General features: G+C 70.8%; 21 protein-coding genes. 14 read left to right on the top strand and 7 right to left on the bottom strand.

All coding sequences use genetic code 11. The annotated features are described in order from the left end of the window. Positions 1 to 50 precede the first annotated feature (50 nt). Positions 51 to 584 (bottom strand): DinB family protein, encoded by a 534-nt coding sequence (locus ACFQU4_RS09690; RefSeq protein ID WP_377490233.1) that lies wholly within the window; start codon positions 582 to 584, stop codon positions 51 to 53. Positions 585 to 1,063: 479 nt separating this feature from the next. On the opposite strand from ACFQU4_RS09690, the gene ACFQU4_RS09685 reads away from it, so the two are divergent. The 5 genes from ACFQU4_RS09685 (at position 1,064) to ACFQU4_RS09665 (ending at position 6,359) form a co-directional block, all read left to right on the top strand. Then, positions 1,064 to 2,824 (top strand): acetyl/propionyl/methylcrotonyl-CoA carboxylase subunit alpha, encoded by a 1,761-nt coding sequence (locus ACFQU4_RS09685; protein ID WP_377490230.1) that lies wholly within the window; start codon positions 1,064 to 1,066, stop codon positions 2,822 to 2,824. A gap of 81 nt (positions 2,825 to 2,905) precedes the next feature. Then, positions 2,906 to 3,721 (top strand): hypothetical protein, encoded by an 816-nt coding sequence (locus ACFQU4_RS09680; protein WP_377490227.1) that lies wholly within the window; start codon positions 2,906 to 2,908, stop codon positions 3,719 to 3,721. Positions 3,722 to 3,875: 154 nt separating this feature from the next. Further along, complete coding sequence (locus ACFQU4_RS09675; protein WP_377490224.1) at positions 3,876 to 4,301, top strand: YciI family protein; 426 nt, start codon at positions 3,876 to 3,878, stop codon at positions 4,299 to 4,301. Between the two features lie 29 nt (positions 4,302 to 4,330). Continuing rightward, a complete protein-coding gene (locus tag ACFQU4_RS09670) occupies positions 4,331 to 5,599 on the top strand; it encodes an RNA polymerase sigma factor (protein ID WP_377490221.1) in 1,269 nt (422 codons plus the stop codon). Next, positions 5,589 to 6,359 carry a hypothetical protein gene (locus ACFQU4_RS09665; RefSeq protein WP_377490218.1) on the top strand — a complete coding sequence of 257 codons (771 nt, stop codon included), beginning with the start codon at positions 5,589 to 5,591 and terminating at the stop codon, positions 6,357 to 6,359. Before ACFQU4_RS09670 ends, ACFQU4_RS09665 begins: the two co-directional genes overlap by 11 nt. On the opposite strand, the gene ACFQU4_RS09660 is transcribed toward ACFQU4_RS09665, so the two are convergent. Together ACFQU4_RS09660 and ACFQU4_RS09655 are read right to left on the bottom strand one after the other, a co-directional pair. Further along, on the bottom strand, positions 6,328 to 7,167 hold the full coding sequence (locus ACFQU4_RS09660; RefSeq protein ID WP_377490215.1) for a Sir2 family NAD-dependent protein deacetylase: 840 nt from the start codon (positions 7,165 to 7,167) through the stop codon (positions 6,328 to 6,330). The genes ACFQU4_RS09665 and ACFQU4_RS09660 overlap by 32 nt on opposite strands. A 50-nt stretch (positions 7,168 to 7,217) precedes the next feature. Continuing rightward, complete coding sequence (locus tag ACFQU4_RS09655; protein ID WP_377490212.1) at positions 7,218 to 8,621, bottom strand: NAD(P)H-quinone dehydrogenase; 1,404 nt, start codon at positions 8,619 to 8,621, stop codon at positions 7,218 to 7,220. Positions 8,622 to 8,725: 104 nt separating this feature from the next. Here ACFQU4_RS09655 and ACFQU4_RS09650 point away from each other — a divergent pair, with 104 nt between their 5' ends. Together ACFQU4_RS09650 and ACFQU4_RS09645 are read left to right on the top strand one after the other, a co-directional pair. Then, positions 8,726 to 9,127 carry a gamma-glutamylcyclotransferase family protein gene (locus ACFQU4_RS09650; protein ID WP_377490209.1) on the top strand — a complete coding sequence of 134 codons (402 nt, stop codon included), beginning with the start codon at positions 8,726 to 8,728 and terminating at the stop codon, positions 9,125 to 9,127. Continuing rightward, positions 9,066 to 9,911: a putative protein N(5)-glutamine methyltransferase gene (locus tag ACFQU4_RS09645; RefSeq protein WP_377490206.1), complete on the top strand. Its 846-nt coding sequence runs from the start codon at positions 9,066 to 9,068 to the stop codon at positions 9,909 to 9,911. The genes ACFQU4_RS09650 and ACFQU4_RS09645 overlap by 62 nt, the downstream gene beginning before the upstream one ends. On the opposite strand, the gene ACFQU4_RS09640 is transcribed toward ACFQU4_RS09645, so the two are convergent. Beyond that, entirely contained in the window at positions 9,901 to 11,202 is a 1,302-nt protein-coding gene (locus tag ACFQU4_RS09640) for a hypothetical protein (protein WP_377490203.1), read from the bottom strand. The two genes, ACFQU4_RS09645 and ACFQU4_RS09640, sit on opposite strands and share 11 nt — an antisense overlap. A gap of 107 nt (positions 11,203 to 11,309) precedes the next feature. Continuing rightward, positions 11,310 to 12,602 (bottom strand): hypothetical protein, encoded by a 1,293-nt coding sequence (locus ACFQU4_RS09635; protein ID WP_377490200.1) that lies wholly within the window; start codon positions 12,600 to 12,602, stop codon positions 11,310 to 11,312. Between the two features lie 82 nt (positions 12,603 to 12,684). Here ACFQU4_RS09635 and ACFQU4_RS09630 point away from each other — a divergent pair, with 82 nt between their 5' ends. Together ACFQU4_RS09630 and ACFQU4_RS09625 are read left to right on the top strand one after the other, a co-directional pair. After that, a complete protein-coding gene (locus ACFQU4_RS09630; protein ID WP_377490197.1) occupies positions 12,685 to 13,071 on the top strand; it encodes an ArsR/SmtB family transcription factor in 387 nt (128 codons plus the stop codon). Continuing rightward, positions 13,068 to 14,735, top strand: coding sequence for a SulP family inorganic anion transporter (locus tag ACFQU4_RS09625; protein WP_377490193.1), 1,668 nt, complete (start codon positions 13,068 to 13,070; stop codon positions 14,733 to 14,735). The genes ACFQU4_RS09630 and ACFQU4_RS09625 overlap by 4 nt, the downstream gene beginning before the upstream one ends. A gap of 5 nt (positions 14,736 to 14,740) precedes the next feature. Here the strand turns inward: ACFQU4_RS09625 and ACFQU4_RS09620 are convergent, their stop codons facing one another. Beyond that, positions 14,741 to 16,981 (bottom strand): hypothetical protein, encoded by a 2,241-nt coding sequence (locus ACFQU4_RS09620; RefSeq protein WP_377490190.1) that lies wholly within the window; start codon positions 16,979 to 16,981, stop codon positions 14,741 to 14,743. Between the two features lie 331 nt (positions 16,982 to 17,312). Here ACFQU4_RS09620 and ACFQU4_RS09615 point away from each other — a divergent pair, with 331 nt between their 5' ends. The 5 genes from ACFQU4_RS09615 (at position 17,313) to ACFQU4_RS09595 (ending at position 22,204) form a co-directional block, all read left to right on the top strand. After that, a complete protein-coding gene (locus ACFQU4_RS09615; RefSeq protein ID WP_377490187.1) occupies positions 17,313 to 18,116 on the top strand; it encodes a purine-nucleoside phosphorylase in 804 nt (267 codons plus the stop codon). After that, positions 18,113 to 19,780, top strand: a complete 1,668-nt coding sequence (locus tag ACFQU4_RS09610; protein ID WP_377490184.1) for a phospho-sugar mutase — start codon at positions 18,113 to 18,115, stop codon at positions 19,778 to 19,780. The genes ACFQU4_RS09615 and ACFQU4_RS09610 overlap by 4 nt, the downstream gene beginning before the upstream one ends. 22 nt (positions 19,781 to 19,802) lie before the next feature. Next, on the top strand, positions 19,803 to 20,708 hold the full coding sequence (locus ACFQU4_RS09605) for an ornithine cyclodeaminase family protein (protein ID WP_377490181.1): 906 nt from the start codon (positions 19,803 to 19,805) through the stop codon (positions 20,706 to 20,708). A gap of 75 nt (positions 20,709 to 20,783) precedes the next feature. Next, positions 20,784 to 22,004 carry a cytochrome P450 gene (locus ACFQU4_RS09600; protein ID WP_377490178.1) on the top strand — a complete coding sequence of 407 codons (1,221 nt, stop codon included), beginning with the start codon at positions 20,784 to 20,786 and terminating at the stop codon, positions 22,002 to 22,004. A 2-nt stretch (positions 22,005 to 22,006) separates the two neighbouring features. Beyond that, on the top strand, positions 22,007 to 22,204 hold the full coding sequence (locus ACFQU4_RS09595) for a ferredoxin (protein ID WP_377490545.1): 198 nt from the start codon (positions 22,007 to 22,009) through the stop codon (positions 22,202 to 22,204). Here the strand turns inward: ACFQU4_RS09595 and ACFQU4_RS09590 are convergent. Next, positions 22,201 to 23,157 (bottom strand): alpha/beta hydrolase fold domain-containing protein, encoded by a 957-nt coding sequence (locus ACFQU4_RS09590; RefSeq protein WP_377490542.1) that lies wholly within the window; start codon positions 23,155 to 23,157, stop codon positions 22,201 to 22,203. The two genes, ACFQU4_RS09595 and ACFQU4_RS09590, sit on opposite strands and share 4 nt — an antisense overlap.

Raw genomic sequence — 23,157 nt, 5'->3', positions numbered from 1 at the left:
CGAGGCCGAGCCTACTCGCCAGTAACGTTTCAGCGGGCGAAGCCGGAAAGCTAGAGCTCGGTCTGGCCGGTGACGTCCCAAAGATGGTGCACCACGTCGTGCAGGAAGTACTGACAGAAGGTGGTCACGGTGAACTCGGCCCCGTCGGACCGGCGCCCCACCCGTTGGTACTGGTCCTCGGAGAGCCCGCGCATCCGGGTGACGAACGCCTCGGCCGCCGTCGCCAGCTCGGCGGCAACCCGGTCCGGGTCCTGACTGGCGTAGTCGCCGGTGATCGCGCTCTCGTTCTGGTCCCAGTTGGCGAAGGTCGGCTCGTCCTCGACCAGCATCAGCGCCAGCCGGGCGTCGAACAGCTGGTACACGTCGCGGACGTGCGCGCCGTACTCCAGCGGTGACCAGACGTCCGGCCGGGGCCGGATCCCGACCCCCGCACTCGCGGTCAGGATCTGCACCCATTCCGCAGCTGCGGCCTCGGCCCGGTCGGGCAGTTCCGCCATTGAGACCTCACCGGCCGACAGCCGACACTCGGGGCACTGTCGGTGCAGCGTCCAGGTCCAGTCCTTGGTGTCCGCCTCCGGCTCCATGTCCGACAGCTTAGGCCCGCGAAGTGACTGGGACCGGAATTATCCACCGGTGCCTGTGCAGAAGTTGATCAGTTCGGTGCATAACTCCGGGTGGTGTGTGGACGGCGCGGTGGACAGGACGATCGGAGCGTCTTCCCGGTGTCGAAGGGGTTGCGAACGCCTGTCGGCCCGGTGTAGAAACGTTGCTACGTTCACACCTGAGCGTGAGGACGTGATCGATCGGATCGGTCGGCCGAACAGTGGGACCCATGGGCTTCGGTCAAGACCCGCTGCGGCTCCCGGTGACGGGGAGTCGGGCTGTGCCGCTGATCGATCGGCCGGAGACGTCACACAACTCTGGCCTGGTGGGCCTCTCTCACTCATACTGAGAGAGGCCCACCTCCTTTTGATCATGATCCGTTGATGATCAACTTCGAAATGATCACGAAGGGGTCTTGACAGGACACTAGACTCCCCCTCACCAACGGTGGGAGGTCTGCGTGGCCATCAGCAAGGTGCTCGTCGCCAATCGTGGCGAGATCGCGGTCCGGGTGATCAGGGCCGCGGCGGATGCCGGGTTGGGCAGTGTCGCCGTCTATGCCGATCCCGACGCCGACGGCCTGCCGGCCCGGCTCGCCGACGAGGCGTACGCCCTGCGTGGTGGCACCCCCGCCGAGACCTACCTCGACATCGCCAAGCTGCTCGCGATCGCGGACCGCAGCGGCGCCGACGCCGTCCACCCCGGCTACGGCTTCCTGGCCGAGAACGCCGCCTTCGCCCGGGCCGTGATCGAGGCCGGGCTGACCTGGATCGGGCCGCCGCCGGAGGCCATCGACGCCCTCGGCGACAAGGTCCGGGCCCGGCACCTGGCCCAGCAGGTCGGCGCGCCGCTGGTGCCCGGCACCGCCGACCCGGTGGCCGGCGCGGCCGAGGTCGAGGCGTTCGCCGCGCAGTACGGACTGCCGATCGCGATCAAGGCCGCGTACGGGGGCGGCGGCCGCGGACTCAAGGTGGTCCGCGAGACCGGTGAGATCACCGAGCTGTTCGAGTCGGCCACCCGGGAGGCGCTGGCCGCGTTCGGTCGCGGCGAGTGCTTCGTCGAGCGCTACCTTGATCATCCGCGACACGTCGAGACCCAGTGCCTGGCCGACCGGCACGGCTCCGTGATCGTCGTCTCCACCCGGGACTGCTCGCTGCAGCGGCGGCACCAGAAGCTGGTCGAGGAGGCACCGGCCCCGTACCTGACGACGGACCAGCATGATCAACTCGTGTCCGCGTCGAAGGCGATCTTGCTGGCGGCCGGTTACGTCGGCGCCGGCACCTGCGAGTTCCTGATCGGCGACGACGGCACCGTCTCGTTCCTCGAGGTGAACACTCGGCTCCAGGTCGAGCATCCGGTGTCGGAGCAGGTGACCGGGATCGACCTGGTCCGCGAGATGTTCCGGATCGCCGACGGCGAACCGCTCGGCTACGACGACCCGCCGGTCCGCGGGCACGCGATCGAGTTCCGGCTGAACGCCGAGGACCCGGGCCGCAACTTCCTGCCCGCCCCCGGGACGCTCACCACCTGGCGGCCGCCGACTGGTCCCGGGGTCCGGGTCGACGAGGGCTACCGGGCCGGGATGACGGTGCCGGGCAGTTTCGACTCGTTGATCGCCAAGATCATCGTCACCGGCGCCGACCGCGCCGAGGCCCTGGCCCGGTCCCGCCGGGCGCTGGCCGAGTTGGAGCTGGCCGGCATGCCGACCGTGCTCCCGTTCCATCGCGCGGTGATCGAGGACCCGGCGTTCACGGCCACCGACGGCCGGTTCGCGGTGCACACCCGCTGGATCGAGACCGAGTTCGCCGGCCGCCTCGCCCCGTACGACGGCGCCGTCGAACCGGGCGCCGATCCGGAGCCGCGGGAGACCATGATCGTCGAGGTGAACGGCAAGCGGCTCGAGGTCGCACTGCCGGCCGGTCTCACGGTCAACGGCGCCGCCGGCGGTACGGGCAGCCGACCGCGACGGCACGCCCGGTCGGCCGCGACCGGTCCGTCGGCGGGCACCGACGCGCTCACGTCGCCGATGCAGGGCACGATCGTCAAGATCGCGGTCGCCGACGGCGCGACGGTCGCCGCGGGCGACCTGATCGTCGTCCTGGAGGCGATGAAGATGGAACAGCCCCTGATCGCGCACCGATCCGGGAAAGTGACCGGGCTCACTGCGTCGGCCGGTGCAACGGTCGCCAGCGGCCAGTTGATCTGCGAGATCGTCGACTGAATCGGGCCCGGCACCGGGTTCTTATGGCTTTTTAGGTCCCCGACCGTGGGTGTTCGGCGATAACCGGGCAGACTGAAGGGCATGGAGTGGCTTGTTCTCTTGATTGTGCTCGGTGTCGTCGGTGGCGGCGCCATGCTGATCAGCCGTCGCCATGCGCGACAGCGTGAGGATGCAGCGCGGGCGGAGTTGGAAAGCCAGCTGTCGACCTCGAAGCGCGCCGCCGAAGAGGACGTGACCAAGTTCGGCGAGGAGCTGCAGCGACTCGACTCCGATGTCGCCGGCCACCCGCTGGACGAGGCCATGCAGCAGGACTACCAGCGCGCCCTGGACGCCTACGACGACGCCAAGATGTCGCTGGACGCGGTGAAGCAGCCGGACGAGATCCGGCACGTCACCGAGATCCTCGAGGACGGGCGCTACGCGATCGCCTGCGTCAAGGCCCGGGTCGCGGGCGAACCGCTGCCGGCCAAGCGCCCGCCGTGCTTCTTCAACCCGGCCCACGGCCCGTCCAGCCAGGACGTCGAGTGGGCCCCGCCGGGCGGCGCGGCCCGCAAGATCCCGGCCTGCCCGGCCGACGCGGAGCGCGTGCTGGCCGGCGCCGACCCGTACATCCGGACCGTCCAGGTCGGCGCCCAGCGGGTGCCGTACTGGGAAGGCGGCCAGGCGTACGCGCCGTGGGCGCAGGGCTACTACAGCAACTGGCGCGGTTCCGACATGCTGTCCGGCGTGCTGATCGGCAGCTTCCTGTTCGGCGGCATGGGCAACGTGTTCGGTGGCATCGGTGAGGGCATCGGCGGCATCGGCGAAGGCATCGGCGGCATGTTCGAGGGCATCGGCGACGGCATCGGCGAGATCGGCGAAGGCATCGGTGGCATGTTCGACGGCTTCGGCGACTGAGTCCCCGACCGACGTGCCCGTCTCCCTGGTGGAGGCGGGCACTTTCGTTTTTCCCGCTAGGTTTCGGTTCAGAGAGTGTGTCCGGTTCGCCGGTCCGGCTCCGATCAACGGGTGACGGCGCCGGATCGCGGAGCCGCGGGACGAAGGGCAGGCCATGAAATACCTGATCATGCTGTACGGATCGCAGCGCGACTACGACATGCTGTCCGGCAAGGGCGCCGAGGGCCAGTCGGCCTGGTCGGCCGACGACCTCTCGACCATGGTCGACTTCATGCGGGACTGGAACAACGCCCTCGTCGAGTCCGGCGAGTTCGTCGATGCCCGCGGGTTGAGCGCTCCGGTGCACGCGCGCCGGATCAGCCTGCGCGACGGCGCCCCGGTGGTCACCGACGGGCCGTACGCCGAGACGCAGGAGGTGCTGGCCGGCTACACGATCGTCGACTGTGCCAGCTTCGATCGCGCCACCGAGATCGCCGCCCAGCTGGCCGACACGCCCCATCCGCCGGACGCCGTCACCACCTCGGAGTGGTACGTCGACGTACGGCCGGTCGACGAGGGCCCGCCGGAGCACCAGGGCTGATCGGAACAGGAACTTGATCATGGTCAGCCATGGGTGATCGACACGCCATGATCGACGGCGACACCGAAGGCCTGCTGCGGGAGCTCACGCCGCAGGTCCTCGGCGCGCTGGTCCGCCGCTACGGCAACTTCGACAGCTGCGAGGACGCGGTGTCCGAGGCGCTGCTCGCGGCGGCGACCCAATGGCCCCGGACCGGAATCCCGGAGCAGCCGCGCGGCTGGTTGATCACCGTGGCGTCGCGGCGGCTGATCGACCTGCTGCGCGCCGAGCAGGCCCGGCGGCGCCGCGAGGAATCCCAGGCCCAGTGGGAGATCCGGCCCGATCCGGCACTCCCCGGCGAGCCGGCGCCGGCGGAGTCCGACGACTCGTTGATCTTGCTCTTCCTGTGCTGTCACCCGTCGCTGTCGCCGGCGTCGCAGATCGCGCTCACGCTGCGTGCGGTCGGCGGGCTGACCACCGCCGAGATCGCCCGCGCCTTCCTGGTGCCGGAGCCGACGATGACCCGGCGGATCACCCGGGCCAAGCAGAGCATCACCGGCAGCGGCGTCCCATTCGCGCTGCCGCCGCGCGAAGATCAACTGGAGCGGGTCGCGGCCGTGCTGCACGTGCTCTACCTGATCTTCAACGAGGGGTACGCGAGCACGGCCGGACCGGACCTGCACCGGCCCGAGCTGACCGCCGAGGCGATCCGGCTGGCCCGGCTGCTGCACCGGCTCTCCGACGACGCCGAGGCGGCCGGGCTGCTCGCGCTGATGCTGCTCACCGACGCCCGCCGGGAGGCCCGCACCGGGCCGGCCGGCGAACTGATCGTGATGGCCGACCAGGACCGGACCCGCTGGGACCGGGCCATGATCACCGAGGGCGTTTCCTTGATCAGCTCCGTGCTGCCGCGCGGCGAGCCGGGCCCGTACCAACTGCAGGCGGCGATCGCCGCGATCCACGACGAGGCGCCGTCGGCCGACCGGACCGACTGGCCGCAGATCGTCGCGCTCTACCGGTTGCTGCTCACCCAGGCCCGGCCCAATCCGGTGGTCGAGTTGAACCACGCGGTGGCGGTGGCGATGGTCGACGGGCCGGCCGCCGGACTCGACTTGATCAACGAGCTGGACGGGTCCGGCCGGCTCGGCGATGATCATCGGCTGAGCGCGGTTCGGGCCCACCTGCTCGAGCTGGCCGGTGATCATGGACCGGCCCGGTCGGCCTACCTGGCGGCGGCGGACCGGGCGATCAACCTGCCCCAGCAGCGCTATCTACGGGACCGCGCCCGACGACTCGAGGAGGACGACGATGGTGGCTGACCCGGCCGAACTGGTGCAACGCCTGACCGACTGGGCGGCCCGGCAGCCCTGGGTGGACTGGCTCGAGCTCGGCGGTTCGCTGGGCCGCGGCGCGGGCGACGCCTGGTCCGACCTGGACGCCGGGATCGGCGTCACCGGGGACGACCTCGACGTGCGCCGGGACGAGGCCGTGCAGGCGGTGAGCTCGTTCGCGCCGGTCGCCGGAACGCTGGTCCAGGGCTGGCAGAGCGGCTCGCACTGCATCGTCGCCTACCGGGACGGGCGGCAGCTGTCCCTGGTCGTCGCACCGGCCGACTTCCGTTCCGGCCGGCCGCCCGAGTCGCGGGCACTGCTGGACCGGACCGGGCGGCTGGCCGATCCGGTGCCCGCCGAGCGACTGGCGACGGACCCGGAAACGCTGCGGGAGTGGGAATTCCTGGCCTGGATCGCGATCGGCGACGCGGCCCGGCACGCGGTCCGGGGACATCGCTGGCGGGCGCTGCGTTCACTGACCGAGGCCCGGGACCTGGTCTGGCAACTGTGGGGCGCCGACCGTGGGGTCGTCTATCCGGCTTTCGGTGTGGTCAGCGTGGAGAACGCGGGCCTGCCCGAGCCGCCCGGGATGGCCGCGACCCATCCGGCCGACCTTGATCAGGAAAGCCTGGTGGACGCCGCCGAGTCGCTGAGCCGGGTGCTGGCGGAGCTCCGTACTGATCATGAAGAACTGGCCGAGTCGATCCGGCACCGGATCAGGGACCTTCGGTCGCACCGATCACGCTGAGCGCGTCGCCGAGCCGGTCGAGCACCTCGGAGGTGCCCTCGTCGAGCTTGATCGTGGCGAACTCGTCGCCCCGGGTCCGGCCGCGGTTGACGATGATCACCGGCCGGCCGGCCTTCCAGAAGTGCCGGACGAACCGCAGCCCCGACATCACGGTCAGCGACGAGCCGGCCACCAGCAGCACCTCGCCGGCGTCGACCAGGTCGTACGCGGCGGTGACCCGGTCCTTCGGCACGCTCTCGCCGAAGAAGACGACGTCCGGCTTCAGCCGGCCACCGCACCGTTCGCACTCGGCGAGGACGAAGTCGTGCCAGTCCTCGACCACCGCGTCGCCGTCGGGCCGCAGCTCGGCGTGTTCCAGTTCCTCCGCCGCCGGGACGTCCGGGTTGAGCCGGGCCAGCCGGTCCTGGACCGAGGCCCGCGACACCCGGAGCCCGCAGTCGAGACAGATCACGTCGTCGATCCGGCCGTGCAGATCGATCACCCGGCTGCTGCCCGCGGCCTCGTGCAGCCCGTCGACGTTCTGGGTGACGACGCCGACCAGTCCGGAGGCCTCCAGCCGGACCAGGGCCCGATGGCCCCGGTTGGGATGGGCGGTGCCGATCCGGCTCCAGCCCTGGTACGACCTCGCCCAGTACCGCTGCCGGGCCTCGGCCGAGCCGGCGAACTCGCCGTACATCATCGGCGATGCCGGCCGCGCGTTCGGCCCGCGGTAGTCGGGAATGCCGCTGTCCGTACTGATCCCGGCCCCCGACAACACCGACCACCGTCGCCCGCGCAGCATGTCGACCGCCGCCTCAACCCCGCTCACGCCACCAACCTACCCACCGGCGAAACGGCTGCCCGGCGGACATCGGACGGTCAGCCGCGCAGTTCCTGGCCGTGCAGGTGCAGCCGTCGGGCCGCCTCGGCGAGCGAGCCGGTCAGCGACGGGTAGACAGTGAAGGATTCCGCGACCTGGTCGACGGTGAGCCGTTCGGCGACGGCGATCGCCAGCGGGTAGATCAACTCGCTGGCCCGCGGGGCGACGACGACACCGCCGACGACGATGCCGGTGACCGGCAGGCAGAACACCTTGATGAAGCCGTCCCGGACGCCCTGCATCTTGGCCCGCGCGTTGCCCTCCAACGGGAGCATCGCGGTGGCGACCTTCGGGATCGCGGTATCGGCCTGCTGCTGGGTCATCCCGACGGTGGCGATCTCCGGCGCGGTGAACACGTTGGACGAGACCACGCTCAGGTCGAGCGGGCTGACCCGGTCGCCGAGCGCGTGCCACATCGCGATCCGGCCCTGCATCGCGGCGACCGAGGCGAGCATCAGCACGCCGGTGCAGTCGCCGGCGGCGTACACCCCGCGGGCCGAGGTCCGCGAGACCCGGTCCACGGCGACGAAGCCGGCCTCGTTCAGCTCGACGCCGGCCTCGGCCAGGCCGAGGTTCTCGGTGTTCGGGATGGACCCGACCGCCAGCAGGCAGTGCGATCCGGTGACGGTCCGGCCGTCGGTCAGCGTGACCACGACCTGGTCGCCGTCCCGTACCACCGACTGGGCCCGGGACCGGGACAGCACCTCCATCCCGCGCCGGGTGAACACGTCCTCCAGCACCTGGGCGGCGTCGGCGTCCTCGTGCGGCAGCACCCGGTCCCGCGACGAGACCAGGACGACCTCGCCACCGAGCCCGCTGTACGCGCCGGCGAACTCGGCCCCGGTCACGCCGGAGCCGACCACGATCAGCTTCTCGGGCAGTTCGTTCAGTCCGTACACCTGGGTCCAGGTGAGGATCCGTTCGCCGTCCGGTACGGCCTCGGGCAGCACCCGCGGATGCGCGCCGGTCGCGATCAGGATGACGTCGGCCGGATACGACCGCTCGCCGTCGGCGGTCTCCGCCACCACCACCTCCGGGGAGACCAGCCCGCCCCGCCCGGCCACGATGGTCACCTTGTCCCGGACCAGCCGGGACGCGATGTCCTCCGACTGCGCGTCGGCCAGTTCGAGCACCCGCTTGTTGACCGCCTTCAGGTCGACGCTGAGCCCGGTGGCCGGGGAGTCGCCGTCGGCGAACCGGATGCCCAGCTCCTCGGACTCGCTCACCTCGGTCATCACCTCGGCGGTCGCGATCAGGGTCTTCGACGGCACGCAGTCGGTCAGCACGGCAGAGCCGCCGATCCCGTCGGAGTCGATCAGCGTCACCTCGCCGCCCAATTGGGCAGCCACCAAGGCCGCCTCATACCCGCCAGGTCCACCGCCGATGATCACAACTCGGGTCACGTCCGGCATTCTTCCACGCAATCTCCGACCACCGGGGAGGCGGAACCGGTACCCTCCGGGGTGTGCTGTATGCGGCGTACGGTAGCAACCTTGATCCGAGCCAGATGAGCGAACGCTGTCCACATTCGCCACGGCGCGGCACCGGCTGGCTGTCCGGCTGGCGCCTCAGCTTCGGCGGCGACGGGTGGGACGGCCCGCTGCCCACGCTCGCGGAGGACCCGGACGGGCAGGTGTTCGTCGGCTTCTACGATCTCTCGCCGGTCGACGAGGCCAAACTGGACGCGTGGGAGAGCGCCGACTCCGGTCTCTACCGGAAGGTGAAGCTGAGCGTCGCGGCCAAGGACGGCATCGTGCGGGCCTGGGTCTATGTGCTGAACGACTTCGAGGGCGGGCTGCCGAGCGCCCGGACCGTCGGACTGATCGCCGATGCGGCCGAGGCCGCCGGTGCCCCGGAGGAGTACGTCGCCGAGCTACGGCTGCGGCCGTGCAGCGGGGACAGCCGGTGACCGGCTGAGCGAGAACGCCGGACTCGTCGCCCGGCTGCGGGCTGCCGGTTGTGTCTTCGCCGAGGACGAGGCCCGCCTGCTGCTCACCGAGGCCGCGGAGGCCACCGAACTGGAACGGCTGGTGCGGCGGCGGGTCGCCGGAGAACCGCTGGAGTACGTGCTCGGCTGGGCCGAGTTCCGGTCCTTGCGGATCGCGGTCGACCCGGGCGTGTTCGTACCGCGGCGCCGGAGCGGCCTGCTGGTCACCGAGGCCGCCCATCGGGTCCGGGCCGGCGCCGTCGTGGTCGACCTGTGCTGCGGCAGCGGCGCGATCGGGGCCGCCCTGGCCGCCGAAGTGCCCGGCCTCCGGCTGTACGCCACCGAACTCGACCCGGTCGCCGTCGGCTGCGCCCGCCGCAACCTGAACGGCCCGGATCAGACCGTCCTGGCCGGCGACCTGTTCGCTCCCCTGCCGGCGTCGTTGCGCGGCCGGGTCGACCTGGTCGTCGCCAACCTTCCGTACGTACCGACGGAGCAGATCGAGCTGATGCCGCGGGAGGCCCGCGAGCACGAGGCCAGGATCGCCCTGGACGGCGGCGCGGACGGCCTCGACCTGCACCGGCGTGCGGCCGCGGCCGCCCCGGACTGGCTCACGGCGGGCGGCCAGCTGCTCATCGAGGCCGGCCGGCACCAGGCGCCCGTGACCGCGGAAATCCTTGCCGACAAGGGTTTTGAGACCATGATCATTACCGACGACGAGGTCGACGGCACGATCGTGGTCGGCCGGAAGTCGATCAACGCGTGAGCCGGTAGATGCCGAGCGACCCCTCGTCCTCCAGCCGGGTGACCACCCAGTCCTCGCTCACCGCGACGAGACGACCCGGCAGTTCCTTCGAGCGGCGCGCCCCCGTGCGGTCGTACGCGACCGTCGAACGACTCACCTCCTCGAACATCCAGAGATGCCCACCGACGGCCGACGAGAGCGTGGCCAGACCGGTCCGCTCGCGGCCGATCCCGGGCGGCCCAGGAGGCAGTCCGGCGGACATCACCCAACCCTCGTCGCCCCGGGACCCCACCCAGGCGTAGAACGGTCCGCCCTCGTCCTCCCCGACGACGCCCGCCTTGTCGATCGGCGCGGCCACGCCGGCGGGCAGGTCGACGACGGCGAACTTCGAGACGTTCTGTTGCCGGTCGGCCTCGGCCGACCGGAGCTCGACGATGCCGTACCGGTCCGTGTCGCCGACCAACGCACCGGCGACCGGGCCCCAACGGCCGAGGTGTTCCCAGCGCCAGGTCACCGCACCAGTCCTCGCGTCGAGGACGACCGGATGTCCCTCGTGGTCGAAGGCGCCGCCGGACCCGGGCCGGACCTCCAGCCCCAGCAGCCGGTCCCCGCCGTCCCCGCCGGCCCACTCCACCTCGACCCCTTCGAGCTTCCACAGCTGATCACCGCTGTGCGGGTCGAACCCGAAGGTCGTCCGCCGGTCCCGGCTCTCACCGACCTGCACGTACGCCACGACGACGGCGGCCGACACCAGGGTGACACCCCAGGAGACCCGGCCCGGATCCGACGGCGGGTCGGACCGTTCCGCCGGGATCAGGACCTTCGACCAGAGCAGGGCCCCGTTGGCGGCGGAGAAGGCGGCGATCCCGTACTCCTGCCAGGCCTGCTCGGTGCAGTCACCCAACTCGCCGTCGCACGCGCTGGCCGCAGAAGCCGCTGCGATCACGTCGCCGGCGTCCGTGTCGACGATGGGTCCCGCCCCGTTGATCATCGCCTCGCCCGGACGGCCCGGCAGCCTCAGGTTGCGGGGAAGACTCCAGCGGACCTGCCCGTCGGCGTCCAGCAGCGAAGCCGGGCTGCCGGGGTCGGTGATGACAACTCCGTCCCGGGTCAGCCCGACCACCTCGGTCTGGGACGTGCCGCGCGACGGCCCCACCGGAACGGCGCTGAGGTCGGGCTGCGCCGGACCTTCGTACTCCCCGAGTTCCGGAGCCCGACTCGGCGACCCGGCCGGCCTGGGGATCGACGAACACCCCGCCAGTACGGCCAGCGCCACCACAACGGCAACAGCCGTCGCAGGACCGGACTTCACAGACACTTTCCTCACGTTGCGACGCACTCCCTTTCCGGGACGTCCTGCCCCGGGACTCAGGGTTACGGCGGTCGCTGACGTGGCGCTGACGCAGCGCCGGACGTCGATCAACGCGTGAGCCGGTAGATGCCGAGCCTTCCTCCATCATCCTGCGCGGCGACCAGCCAGTCCTCGTTCACCGCGGCGAGCATGCCGGGCACGGGTTCGGAGCGGCGAGCACCGGTGCGGTCGTACGCCACCAACGAACTGCTGCTGGCCTGGTAGGTCCAGAGGTAGCCGCCGACCGCGGCGGAGGCCGCGACCTGGTCGGTCGGCTCACAGCCGCCGGCAGGTTCGCCGGGCGGTAGGCCGGTCGACAACAGGCGCCCGCCGCCCTCGAGGACCTGATTCTCGACCCAGGCGTAGAACGGCCCGTTCTCGTCCTCCCCGACCGCGCCGTTCTCACCGAACGACGTCGTCGCCCCGGTCGCCAGGTCGACCACGAAGCGGTCCAGGGTGCCCGGCCGCTGCCTCGACTCCGTGGTGTAGACGCCGTGACTGTCGGTGTCGCCGACAGCGGCGCCGCCGGCACGTCCCCAATAGCCGAGGTCGTCGGCCCGCCAGGTCTCCTCGCCGGTCCGCGCGTCGAGCACGATCGGATGGCCCTCGTAGTCGAGGTCGGAGCCACGCCCGAGCTTCAGGCCGAGGAGCTTGTCGCCGCCGTCGCCGCCGGCCCAGTCGGCCTGGATGCCGTCGACCTTCCAGAGCTCTTCGCCGCTTTGCGGATCGAAACCGAGGGTGGTCCGCTTGTTCCGTTCGTCGCCGTGCTGGACGTACCCGGCCACCGCCGTCGCGGAAACCACGGAGACGCCCCAGGTGAAGTCGTTCGGCGGCAGGTCTCCAGCCTTCAGGCGCTGTGACGGGATCAGGACCTTCGACCAGAGCACGGAACCGTCGGCGGTCGAGAGGGCGACGATCCCGTACTCCAACGTGAGATCGGAGGTCAGGGGGTCGCACGCCTTCCGGTTGTCCTTGCACGGGTCCCGGGAGTAGCTGGCGGCGACCACGGCGCCGGCATCGGCGTCGGCGCTCGGCCCGACCAGGACGAGCCGGGCCGAACCGACGCCGGGCAGGTCCAGCGTGCTCCGCTGCGTCCAGCGGGTCTCGCCGTCGGCACCGACCTGGTAGATGCTGCCGTCCGGCTCGGCGATGACGACACCGTCCTGGCTCAGCGCCACCACCCTGGTCCGGACCTCGCCGATCGGCAATCCCGCGGGCTCGACACCGAGGTCGGGCTGCGCCGGTCCCTCGTACTCGAGTTGCTTCGGCTCCGCTTTCGGCAGCAGCGAACACCCGGCGAACAGCGCGAGCACCAGCAGGACCATCGCCGCGGACAGCGGCCGGGACGGTTGCGTCGACACGGCGACGACCCTCCCACAAGAGCGCGATATGATGAATCCATCAATTCATGAATACGTCCCAGAAGGCCCGGATGGAGTGCTTGTGACGGGGATCGGCGAAAGCCTGCGGCCGCTGTACGAGGTCAAGGCGACCCTCTTCAAGGGGCTGGCGCATCCGCTGCGGATCCGGGTCCTCGAGGTCCTCTCGTCCGCGCCGTCGGTGTCGGTCGGAGAGCTCCTGGCCGAGACCGGGCTGGAGGCCTCCCACCTGTCCCAGCACCTGGCGGTGTTGCGGAACGACCATCTGGTGCTCTCCGAACGCCGCGGCAGCCAGGTGTTCTACCGGCTCGCCTACCCGCAGGTCGCCGAGTTGCTGCGGGTCGCCCGGACCCTGCTCGGCGAGATCCTGAACCGGAACCAGTACGAGCTCGGCTCCGCGGACGCGCTGCCCGCTGTGGGATCCGCCTCCGCCGACGTCCCCGCTTCGTGAGCACCAGAGCCCCGCGGTCCAGGTTGGTGAACGGGCTGCTCCGTCCGCTGCTCCCGGCGGCGGCCGACTACCGGGGCCTGGGCCGGAGCTGGCGGGTCGATCTGCTGTCGGGGCTGACCGTCGGGATCGTCGCCCTGCCGCTGGCGCTGGCCTTCGGGATCAGTTCCGGCGCGGGCGCGGAGGCCGGGTTGATCACCGCGATCGTCGCCGGCGTGGTGGCCGCGGTGTTCGGCGGCTCGAACGTCCAGGTGTCCGGGCCGACCGGGGCCATGGTGGTCGTCCTTGCCCCGATCGTGGCCGTTCACGGGCCCGGTGCCGTGGTCACGGTCAGCCTGCTCGCCGGGGTCATGATCATCATTGCCGGAGTGCTCCGACTCGGACGGGTGGTCGAGCTGATCCCGTGGCCCGTGATCGAGGGGTTCACGCTCGGCATCGCGATCATCATCTTCCTGCAGCAGGTCCCGTCGACCCTGTCCTCGGCCGGCCACGACAGCAACGCCGTGATCGCCGCCGGACAGGCGTTGGCGACCGCCCGCTGGCCGGACGCCGGTTGGTCGCTCGGCGCGATCCCGGTGGTCGTCGCGATCATGATCATCGCGCCGAGACTGCATCCCCGGGTGCCCGGGTCGATCATCGCGATCATCGTCGTCACGGTCGCCGCGGTCCTGCTCGACCTGCCGCTGCCCCGGATCGGTGACCTGCCGGCCGGGCTGCCGGCACCGGCACTGCCGCCGCTCGAACCCGGCCTCGTGATCAGCCTGCTCGGGCCGGCCGCGGCGGTCGCCGGGCTGGCCGCGATCGAGTCGCTGCTGTCGGCCCGGGTCGCGTCCGCGATGGCGGACACCGGGCCGATCGACCCGGACCGGGAGCTGGTCGGCCAGGGCCTCGCCTCGCTCGCCGCCGGGTTGTTCGGCGGGATGCCCGCCACCGGCGCCATCGCCCGCACCGCCGTGAACGTACGGTCCGGAGCGCGCACCCGGGTCGCGTCGATCACCCATGCCCTGGTGCTGTTGCTGATCGTGCTGGCCGGTGCGGCGGCGGTCTCCCGGATCCCGGTCGCCGCGCTGGCCGGGGTGCTGATGGTGACCGCGACCCGGATGATCTCCCGCGCCACCGTACGGCTGGTGCTGCGGGCCAGCCGGTCGGCGGCGCTGACCTTCCTGATCACCGCCGTGATCACGGTGACGTTCGACCTGATCATCGCGGTGGTGATCGGGCTGGCCGTGGCGACCTTCTTCGCGCTCCGGATGCTGGCCCGCTCCAGCGGCGTCCACCGCGAGCCGATCCCGGACCAGCCGCGTCCCGGCGACGAGGAGATCGCGCTGTTCCGGATCGACGGCGCGCTGTTCTTCGGGGCGGCCCAGCGGCTGGTCGACCGGGTGCTGACCGTCGACGGCGTCACGGTCGTCGTCCTCCGGCTGTCCCAGCTGCAGTTGCTGGACGTCACCGGCGCGCGGATCCTGGTCGACCTGGTGCACACCCTGGAACGGCGCGGCATCACCGTGTCGATCAAGGGGATCCGGCGCGAGCATCTGCAGGTGCTGACCCGGGTCGGCGTGATCGACTCGCTACGGCACGAGAACCACCTGTTCGACGAACTCGCGCCGGCGATCGCCCATGCCCGTGATCACGTACGCCGGTCCCGGACGTCCAGCACGACCTAGGGGCCCTACGTGACGGTCACCGTGGCCGGAGTGCTTTCGCTGCCGTCCCGGCCGACCGCGATGACCGCCACGTCCGATCCGGGAGACAGGCCGTCGAGCACGTACGCGGCTGAGCTGATCCTGCCGAGCCACCGTGGCGCATCTCCGCTCGTCCGCAGGTCGTAGTACCAGACCTCCGGATCGAGTTTCCACTGCAGGCCGACCGTCAGCCCGCGGCCGGACTCGCTCGGATAGGACGCGGCGACGCGCACCTCCGCCGGCCGGGACGGACCCTGGGAAGTGTTGCGGCGTTGCACGCTCAGCTCTCCCAGCCGGACCGTGAAGTCGTCCGCGGATCCGCTGTCGGTGATCACGCCGATCGACAGCGCGGTGATCACCTCTCCCTGCCGGGGACGCGGATTGAACTCGAGGCGGACCCACCCGTGGCCGAGCTTTCGGATCGGGAGGCGATCATCGATCCAGGTCGTCTGCTCCGGATCGTCCAGGTAGCTCAAGCCGACTCGAAGAGCGTCCAGCGCGTCATCGGTTCCGGCGCGGGCGATCAGGGCTACCGTGATCGGGCGACCCGCGTCGAGCGAGGTCTTGTAGAGCCTGAACTCGGTGCTCGACGAGGCCGACAGCTGACCACTCACCTTCAGGCAGTTCGGCCCGTCGTAGGCGAAGTCGTGGTCGTAGTCGATCATGAGCAGCGAGTCGGACTGGGCCTTCCCGCTCCGATCCCGGCGCCACCACTGCCAGGTCGGCAGAATGTCCTGGATGCCCATGTTGTACCAGACCTGATCATCGGCCCGCGCTCCGGCGAGCTGAAAATGATCACCCTGTCCGGTGTTGAAGCGGGTGACGAAGGGCGGCTCGGTGATCACGGTGCGTTCGGGGATGAAGTTGGCCATCCCGTAGCGTGGCTCCCAGTCCGGTCGAACCACCTTCTTGGGATCAGGGTCGACCGGAGTCACGGGGATCGCGGGATTCTCCGACGCACCGGACCAGAACTTGCGATCCGCGACGTACATCTCCTCGACGGTTGCGGTCGGCGCAGAAGGCATCTGACCGAGGTATCCGTTGATCCGCCTGATCATGCTGTCGGCCTGGGTGAACAGCGCAAGGCTGGCGCGCGGCGCACCGGCGCCGTTGACCGGAATGATCTCGTTGGCGTACATGTCGAGCGCATTCGCGTGGACGCGGTCGTTCTCCTCCTGGATGTCCAGGCCGAAGTAGAGCGTCGCGAACGGATCGAGGCCGACCCGGTCGGCCTCGGTCAGGCTCGGCTCGACGTAGTCCACGCCCGGATGTTGCCAGCCGGCCTCGACGAAGTTGATCGGCCAGGCGTAGTTGATGAACATGCTGTCGACCCGGCTGCCGGGCTTGATCCAGCCGGAGTTGTTCTTGGTGAACTTGTTGTCGTAGCGCCCCGCGCCGTTCGTCCAGAGCGCGTCGTAGATCTGCAGATGGAAGTTCGGCAGGCCCTTCTCCTCTGCCCGCCGGTGCATGCCGTCGAACATGGCGGCCAACTCGGCCGCCTTCTGCTCGCTGATCGTCTTTCCCTCGATATTGAGGAAGTAGCCGTCGAAGCCGAAGTGCTCGGCGAGGTCGACCATCTTGTCTCCGACCAGGAAGTTCCCTTGATCGTCCTTGATCAGGATGTCGGGATTGGTGGTCGAGAAGTACGGCTGGTAGAGGATGCCGAGGGCGAGGGTCCCGTTACGGTGCGCCGTGTCGACCCAGGCCGGATTCGGAATGAGCTGCGCCCCCATCCACCCGCCCAGGATGTCCTGGTACTGGGCGAATCGGGTGATGTAGGGACGCTGCCCGACGCCGAAACGATCATTCTTCAGCTCGCGCGCCGAAGACCGCATGTCCAGCAATCGGTAGTAGGGGTTGAGACTCAGGACCTGGGGGTCCGGACTGAGCCGCGGATTGGCCTGGGTGGTCGCCGGCAGCGTGGCGCGCCGGGCCAGCGGCACGTCACAGCGCAGGTACGGCGCATTGGGGTCGTTCGCAACCTCGTAGTCGAGGAACTTCTGAAGGTCCGCGGGATTGCCCGGCTGGAGTTCGGTCAGCTGCGGCGGAAAGGTCGGCTGGTCGACCCCGCGCCGATCATCCGGCTGATCGGCGGCGGCGGTCAGCGGTAGGAGCGCGCCCGGCATGGCCACGGCGCTCGCGGTGACACCCGCGGCCGCGAGCATGGCGCGCCGATGGAAGGTGAACGGGGCGAGGCCGGTGGCCTCTTCGCCGGATTGATCTGACATGTCATGCCCTCCACTCGTCGATGAGCGGGGTCGCCGCAGCGAACGGCTTGTGCCGAGTCACCTCGACCCCCGAAGTACTAAACCGATCTAGTCGAATCCTGTGGTGCCGAGTGCATGGTGTCAAGAGAACCGTTGGGTTGACGTGAGGATCTTCGCGGGTTCATGCGGTGCACAGTCTCAGCTCCCGGGTCGAAGTCACGCACCCTAAATCGCTTTAGGCACGTGGCCTGTGATCGAGAGGGTCCCGTGTTGATCATGGGGATCCGGCACGAGCCGAGTGGGCGCCACGCGTTCCGGCGACACGGGGCGGCGACTCACTTATAGTGCCCAGGTGACCACTGAGGATCCCAAGGAGTTGGCCGGCCGCGCCGCCGAGGCGCTGGTCCGCGAGCTGTCGCTCGACAAGCTCGATCTGGCGCTGGTGCTCGGCTCCGGCTGGTCGGCGGCGGCCGACGAGATCGGCGAACTGCTGGGCGAAGTCCCGCTGTCCGAACTGCCCGGGTTCAGCGCCCCGGTCGTGGCCGGGCACGGCGGCGCCCTGCGGGCGTACCGAACTCCGCTCGGAAAGACCGCGGCCGTGTTCACCGGCCGCACCCACTACTACGAAGGCCGCGGTACGGCAGCGGTGGTGCACGGGGTCAGGACGGCGGCGGCCGCCGGCGCGACGACGCTCGTGGTGACCAACGGCTGCGGCGGCCTCAACCCCGACTGGGGTCCGGGCACGCCGGTGCTGATCCGTGATCATCTCAACCTGACCGGCGCGACGCCGCTGGAGGGGCCGACCTTCATCGACCTGACCGAGGCCTACTCGAAGCGGCTCCGCGCGCTCGCCCGCACGGTCGACCCGACGCTGGCCGAGGGCGTCTACGTCCAGTTCCGCGGGCCGCAGTACGAGACGCCCGCGGAGGTCAAGATGGCCGGCATCCTCGGCGGCGACCTGGTCGGCATGTCGACCACGCTGGAGACGATCGCGGCCCGCGAGGCCGGCCTCGAGGTGCTCGGCATCTCTCTGGTCACCAACCTCGCCGCCGGCATCTCCCCCACCCCGCTGGAACACGCGGAGGTGATCGCGGCCGGCCGCGCCGCCGAACCGCGGCTGCGATCCCTGCTCGGCGGTCTGGCGGCCGTGCTGTGACCGGGGCGTCGGTGTTCGACCCGGTGCTGCGGGAGAAGCTCACCTTCTGGCGCGCGCAGGATCCGGACCCGGCGACCTCCGTCGCGCTGGACGATCTGATCGAGAAGGCCGAAGCCGGTGACGCGGCCGCCCGGGACGAGGTGACCGACGCGTTCTCCGGCCGGCTCGAGTTCGGCACCGCCGGGCTGCGCGGTCCGCTCGGGCCCGGCCCGAACCGGATGAACCGGGTGGTGGTCGCCCAGGCCGCGGCCGGCCTCGCCACCTACCTGACCGATGAGGGCAAGACCGGCGGCCGGGTGATCATCGGCTACGACGCCCGCTACAACTCCGATGTGTTCGCCCGGGACTCCGCGGAGATCATCGCCGCGGCCGGGTTCGAGGTGATCATCACCGCCGCGCCGACGCCGACCCCGGTGGTCGCGTTCGGCATCCGGCACTTCGCCTGCGTCGCCGGGATCGTCGTCACCGCGTCGCACAACCCGCCCAACGACAACGGCTACAAGGTCTATCTCGGCGACGGCTCGCAGATCATCCCGCCGGCCGACGTGGAGATCGCCGAGCGGATCGGCTGGATGAGCCGGCACCCGGTCGCTGATCTTCCGCGGTCGCAGGACTACGCGGTGATCGGCGACGAGTTGATCAACGCCTACCTCGATCGACTGACGACCCTGGTCGACGCCGAGGCGCCGCGCCGGGTGTCCTGGGTCTACACGCCGATGCACGGTGTCGGCGGGGCGATCGTCCGGCAGGCGTGGCAGCGGACCGGCTTCCCGGCACCGACGGTCGTCGCGGAGCAGGAGTACCCGGACCCGGCGTTCCCGACCGTGTCGTTCCCCAATCCGGAGGAGCCGGGCGCACTGGACCGGGCGGTGACCACGGCGACCGCGGCCGGTGCGGAGTTGATCATCGCGAACGACCCGGATGCGGACCGGTGCGCCGTCGCGATCCCCGGCCCGGACGGCTGGCGTACCCTCTCCGGCGACGAGCTGGGCGCGATCCTCGGCGACGACGCGCTGCGCCGCGGGGTTCGCGGCAGCTACGCCTGCTCGATCGTCTCGAGCTCACTGCTGTCGGCGATGGCGGCCGCGCACGGGCAGCGCTTCGTGGCCACCCTGACCGGGTTCAAGTGGATCGGCCGGGTGCCGAGCCTCGCCTTCGGCTACGAGGAGGCGATCGGCTACTGCTGCGACCCCGCTGCCGTACCGGACAAGGACGGGATCTCTGCCCTGGTACGGATTCTGAGCGTCGCGGCCGGGCTCAAGGCGGAGGGGCTGACCCTGGCCGACCGGCTGGACGACCTGTCCCGCCGGTACGGGGTGCACCAGACCCGGCCGCTGACGTTCCGGGTGTCCGACCTTTCCTTGATCACCGACGCGATGGCCCGGCTCCGGGAACAGCGACCGGACCGGTTGGCCGGCGAACCGGTCGCCTTTCTCGATCTTGCCGAGGGCACCAAGGAACTACCCGCCACCGACGGCGTCCGGCTCTGCGGCGATTCGATCAAGGTCGTGGTCCGGCCGTCCGGCACCGAGCCGAAGCTCAAGTGCTATCTGGAGGTACGGATCCCGCCGGCCGACAGCCAGGACCTCGCGGCAGCCCGCGCACGGGCCGACCGCACGCTCGACCAGGTCGGCCTGGACCTGACCGCGATCCTCGGCCTCTAGCGCCGCCGTCGAGAAGTCGATCATGAAACCGGTGCTGATCGACGACGGGCTGATCAAGGAACGGCTGACCCCGGACCGCGCGGTCGCCTGGATCCGGGACGCGTTGCGTGATCATGCCGACGGCCGGCTGGTCGCGCCGCCGCGGGCGACCGCGGACCTGGCCGGCCACCGGCTGATGATCACCGCCGGCCTGCGCCGGGAGGACTGGTACGGCTATCGCAGCTATCTCGCTCCGGGCAGCGGCGACGACGACCAGGTCGTGGTGGTGCAGGACCTGGCGACCGGACGGGTGCGCGGGATCGCGACCGGCACCGAGCTCGGCCCGCGCCGGACCGGGGCGATCGGCGGCGTCGCGGCCGACCTGCTGGCCCGGACCGACGCGACCACGCTCGCGCTGATCGGCACCGGCCGGCAGGCCCGGGCCCAGCTGGACGCGATCCGCACCGTGCGGGCGCTGTCCGAGGTCCGCTGCTTCTCGCCGACCGAGCGGCACCGCCGCGCGTTCGCCGACCGGGCGCAGACCGAGTTCGGAGTGCTCTGTGTGGCGACCGGCGACGCCCGGTCCGCGGTCGAGGGCGCCGACCTGGTGGTGCTGGCCACCGACAGCCCGGTGCCGGTGATCGACCCGGCCTGGCTGGCGCCCGGCTGCTTCGTGTCCACGCTCGGTCCGAAACAGGTCGGCCGGGCGGAGTTCGGGCCGGACCTGGTCGACGCCGTCCAGCTCGCGGCGACCGACTCGACCGATCAGCTGGCGGGCTACCAGCCGCCGAACATCCTGGCCGGTACCCCGCAGGCGGACCGGGTGGTCGCGCTGGGCGACCTGCTCACGGGTCGTGCGGTCGGCCGGACGACGCCCGACCAGAAGACCCTGTTCCTCTCGGTGGGCCTGGCCGGAACGGAGGCGTACCTGCTCGCCCGGATGCTCTGATTCCTCAACGTGCTTGCACGCACCCATATACGTATATTAGATTCCTACGTATATCGCTGCCACGGAGGAGATCCCATGACGACCACCGACCCCGTCCCGTACGGCATCCCGCTCGATCGCGAGCGTCCGTTCGACCCGCCGGCCGCCGTGATGGCGCTGCATCGCGAGGCACCGCTGCGCCGGCTCCGCTACTACCCCGAGGGTTCCCTCGGCTGGCTGGTGACGAGTCACGCCCTGTCCCGGCAGGTGCTGGCCGACAACCGGTTCCGATCCCGGCTGGCCGCCCCGATCCAGGTCCCGGTGCCGATGCCCGGGCTGGAGGCCTACGCCGGTTTCGAGGGCGACCTGCCGGTGACGCCGGGCATGTTCATCGAGATGGACGGGGCCGATCACAGCCGGCTGCGGCGCAAGCTGACCGGCGTCTTCACGGTCCGCCGGATGCGCGAGCTCGAGCCGCGGATCGCCGAGTTCGTCGACGCCCGGCTGGACGCGATCGAGGCCGCCGGTGGGCCGGTCGATCTGGTCGCCGAGTTCGCGCTGCCCGTTCCCTCGCTGGTGATCTGCGAACTGCTCGGCGTCCCGTACGCGGACCGGGACCGGTTCGTCGCCGACACGGCCGTCTTCATGACGATGACCTCCACGGTGGAGGAGAAGGCGTTGGCGCAGCAGAATCTGACCACGTTCCTGGCCGAGCTGGTGGTCGCGAAGCAGGCCGAGCCGACCGACGACCTGCTCTCCGATCTCGCCGCCGACCAGGAGCTGGCCACCGACGAGGTGATCGGGATGGCGGTGCTGCTGCTGGTCGCCGGCCACGAAACCACCGCCAAGATGATCGGCCTGGGCACGCTGGCGCTGCTGGAGAACCGAGACCAGTGGGACCTGCTGCGCGAGCAGCCGGAGTTGATCACCACCGGCGTCGAGGAGCTGCTCCGCTACGTGGGCGTGATCCACACGGGCATCATCCGGCAGGCCGATGTCGACGTTGAGCTCGAAGGCGAGTTGATCAAGGCCGGCGAGTACGTGACCGTCTCGGTCCAGACCGCCAACCGCGACGAGGAGCACTTCGCCGACCCGGACCGGTTCGACGTGACCAACCAGACCCGCGGCCACCTGACCTTCGGCCACGGGGTGCACCAGTGCCTCGGCCAGCAACTGGCCCGGGTCGAGCTGCGGATCGCGCTCGGCCGGTTGATCGAACGCTTCCCCGAGCTGAAGCTGGCCGTCCCCTCGAGCCAGGTCCAGCTGCGCACCGACCAGAACTTCTACGGAGCCGCCGAGCTCCCGGTGGCCTGGTGATCATGGTGAAGATCATCGCCGACCGGGACCTGTGCGCCAGCTCCGGCATGTGCGTGCTGACCAACCCGGAATACTTCGAGCAGGACGAGGAGGACGGCCGCGTCGTCCTGCTCGCCGACGAGGCCGAGGACTGCGACACCGAGGTCGAGGAGGCGGTCCGGCTCTGCCCGTCCCGCGCCCTCAGCCTGGTTCCGGACTAGCCGGCGTCGTGCAGGGTGCGCAGGGCGGAGTTGATCATGACCTGCGCGGCCCGGGCGCCGAGCGAGACCTTCTCGAAGATCTGGCTGCCGTGGTCGGCCCCGATCACCCGGAACGCCGCGACCGGCACCCCGGCCCGGGCCAGCGCGCTCGCGTACGCCTCGCCGTCGCCGCGTAGCGGATCCAGCTCGCTGGTCAGGATGTACGCCGGCGGCAGGCCGGACAGGTCGTCGGCCAGCAGCGGCGAGACGTACGGATCGGTGATCAGGCCGGACGGGACGTACTGCTTCACGATGTCGAGCAGGCCGGGCAGGGCGCCCGACCGGACCGCCGGGTCGACGCCGGTCCAGTCGAAGTGGCCGCCGGTGAGGTCGAGCGCGGCGACCTCGAGGATCTGCAGCCGGAGCGGATGGCCGGCGCCGTCCCGGTTCCGCAGGGCCAGCGCGGCGGCCAGGTTGCCGCCGGCCGAGGTGCCGTCCACCCCGATCCGGCCCGGGTCGACGCCGTACTCCGGTCCATGATCAACCAGCCAGTCCAGCGCCGCGACGCACTGGTCCAGTGCCGCCGGGTACGGATGCTCGGGCGCGAGCGCGTACGAGAGACAGGCCATGATCACGCCCGCCCCGGCGGCCCGGCGCGCGGCCGGCTGGCTGAACGACGGATGGTGCAGCCCACCCTGCCGCCAGCCGCCGCCGAACAGGGTCAGGCAGACCGGCAGCGGGTCCCGACCGGGCTCGACGCCGGGCGGATAGAGCAACCGCAGCAGCGCATCCGGGCGTCCCGGCGTGCTGATCATGACCTCGCGGGTCGGCAGCTCCGGGCCGTCCAGCCCCACCAGCGGCCAGATCTGATCTTGGTACGCGTCCGCGAGCCGGCGGTGTTCGATCAGGTCCTGGGACTGCTGCTCGCGCGGCACCCGCGCCCGTGCCGCGGCGACCGCGGGTTCCAACTCCAT

The sequence above is a fragment of the Microlunatus sp. GCM10028923 genome, from assembly GCF_042666975.1.
Classification (GTDB): domain Bacteria; phylum Actinomycetota; class Actinomycetes; order Propionibacteriales; family Propionibacteriaceae; genus Microlunatus.
Note: the sequence above shows the minus strand (reverse complement) of the source record. Positions and strands in the feature narration are given on the sequence as shown.

Coding starts and splice junctions, on each gene's coding strand:
- ACFQU4_RS09675 (WP_377490224.1), top strand. CDS start 3,876: ATGAAATACCTGATCATGCTGTACGGATCGCAGCGCGACTACGACATG.
- ACFQU4_RS09650 (WP_377490209.1), top strand. CDS start 8,726: ATGAGCGAACGCTGTCCACATTCGCCACGGCGCGGCACCGGCTGGCTG.
- ACFQU4_RS09605 (WP_377490181.1), top strand. CDS start 19,803: ATGAAACCGGTGCTGATCGACGACGGGCTGATCAAGGAACGGCTGACC.
- ACFQU4_RS09665 (WP_377490218.1), top strand. CDS start 5,589: ATGGTGGCTGACCCGGCCGAACTGGTGCAACGCCTGACCGACTGGGCG.
- ACFQU4_RS09690 (WP_377490233.1), bottom strand. CDS start 584: ATGGAGCCGGAGGCGGACACCAAGGACTGGACCTGGACGCTGCACCGA.
- ACFQU4_RS09595 (WP_377490545.1), top strand. CDS start 22,007: ATGGTGAAGATCATCGCCGACCGGGACCTGTGCGCCAGCTCCGGCATG.
- ACFQU4_RS09600 (WP_377490178.1), top strand. CDS start 20,784: ATGACGACCACCGACCCCGTCCCGTACGGCATCCCGCTCGATCGCGAG.
- ACFQU4_RS09620 (WP_377490190.1), bottom strand. CDS start 16,981: ATGTCAGATCAATCCGGCGAAGAGGCCACCGGCCTCGCCCCGTTCACC.
- ACFQU4_RS09670 (WP_377490221.1), top strand. CDS start 4,331: ATGGGTGATCGACACGCCATGATCGACGGCGACACCGAAGGCCTGCTG.
- ACFQU4_RS09590 (WP_377490542.1), bottom strand. CDS start 23,157: ATGGAGTTGGAACCCGCGGTCGCCGCGGCACGGGCGCGGGTGCCGCGC.
- ACFQU4_RS09680 (WP_377490227.1), top strand. CDS start 2,906: ATGGAGTGGCTTGTTCTCTTGATTGTGCTCGGTGTCGTCGGTGGCGGC.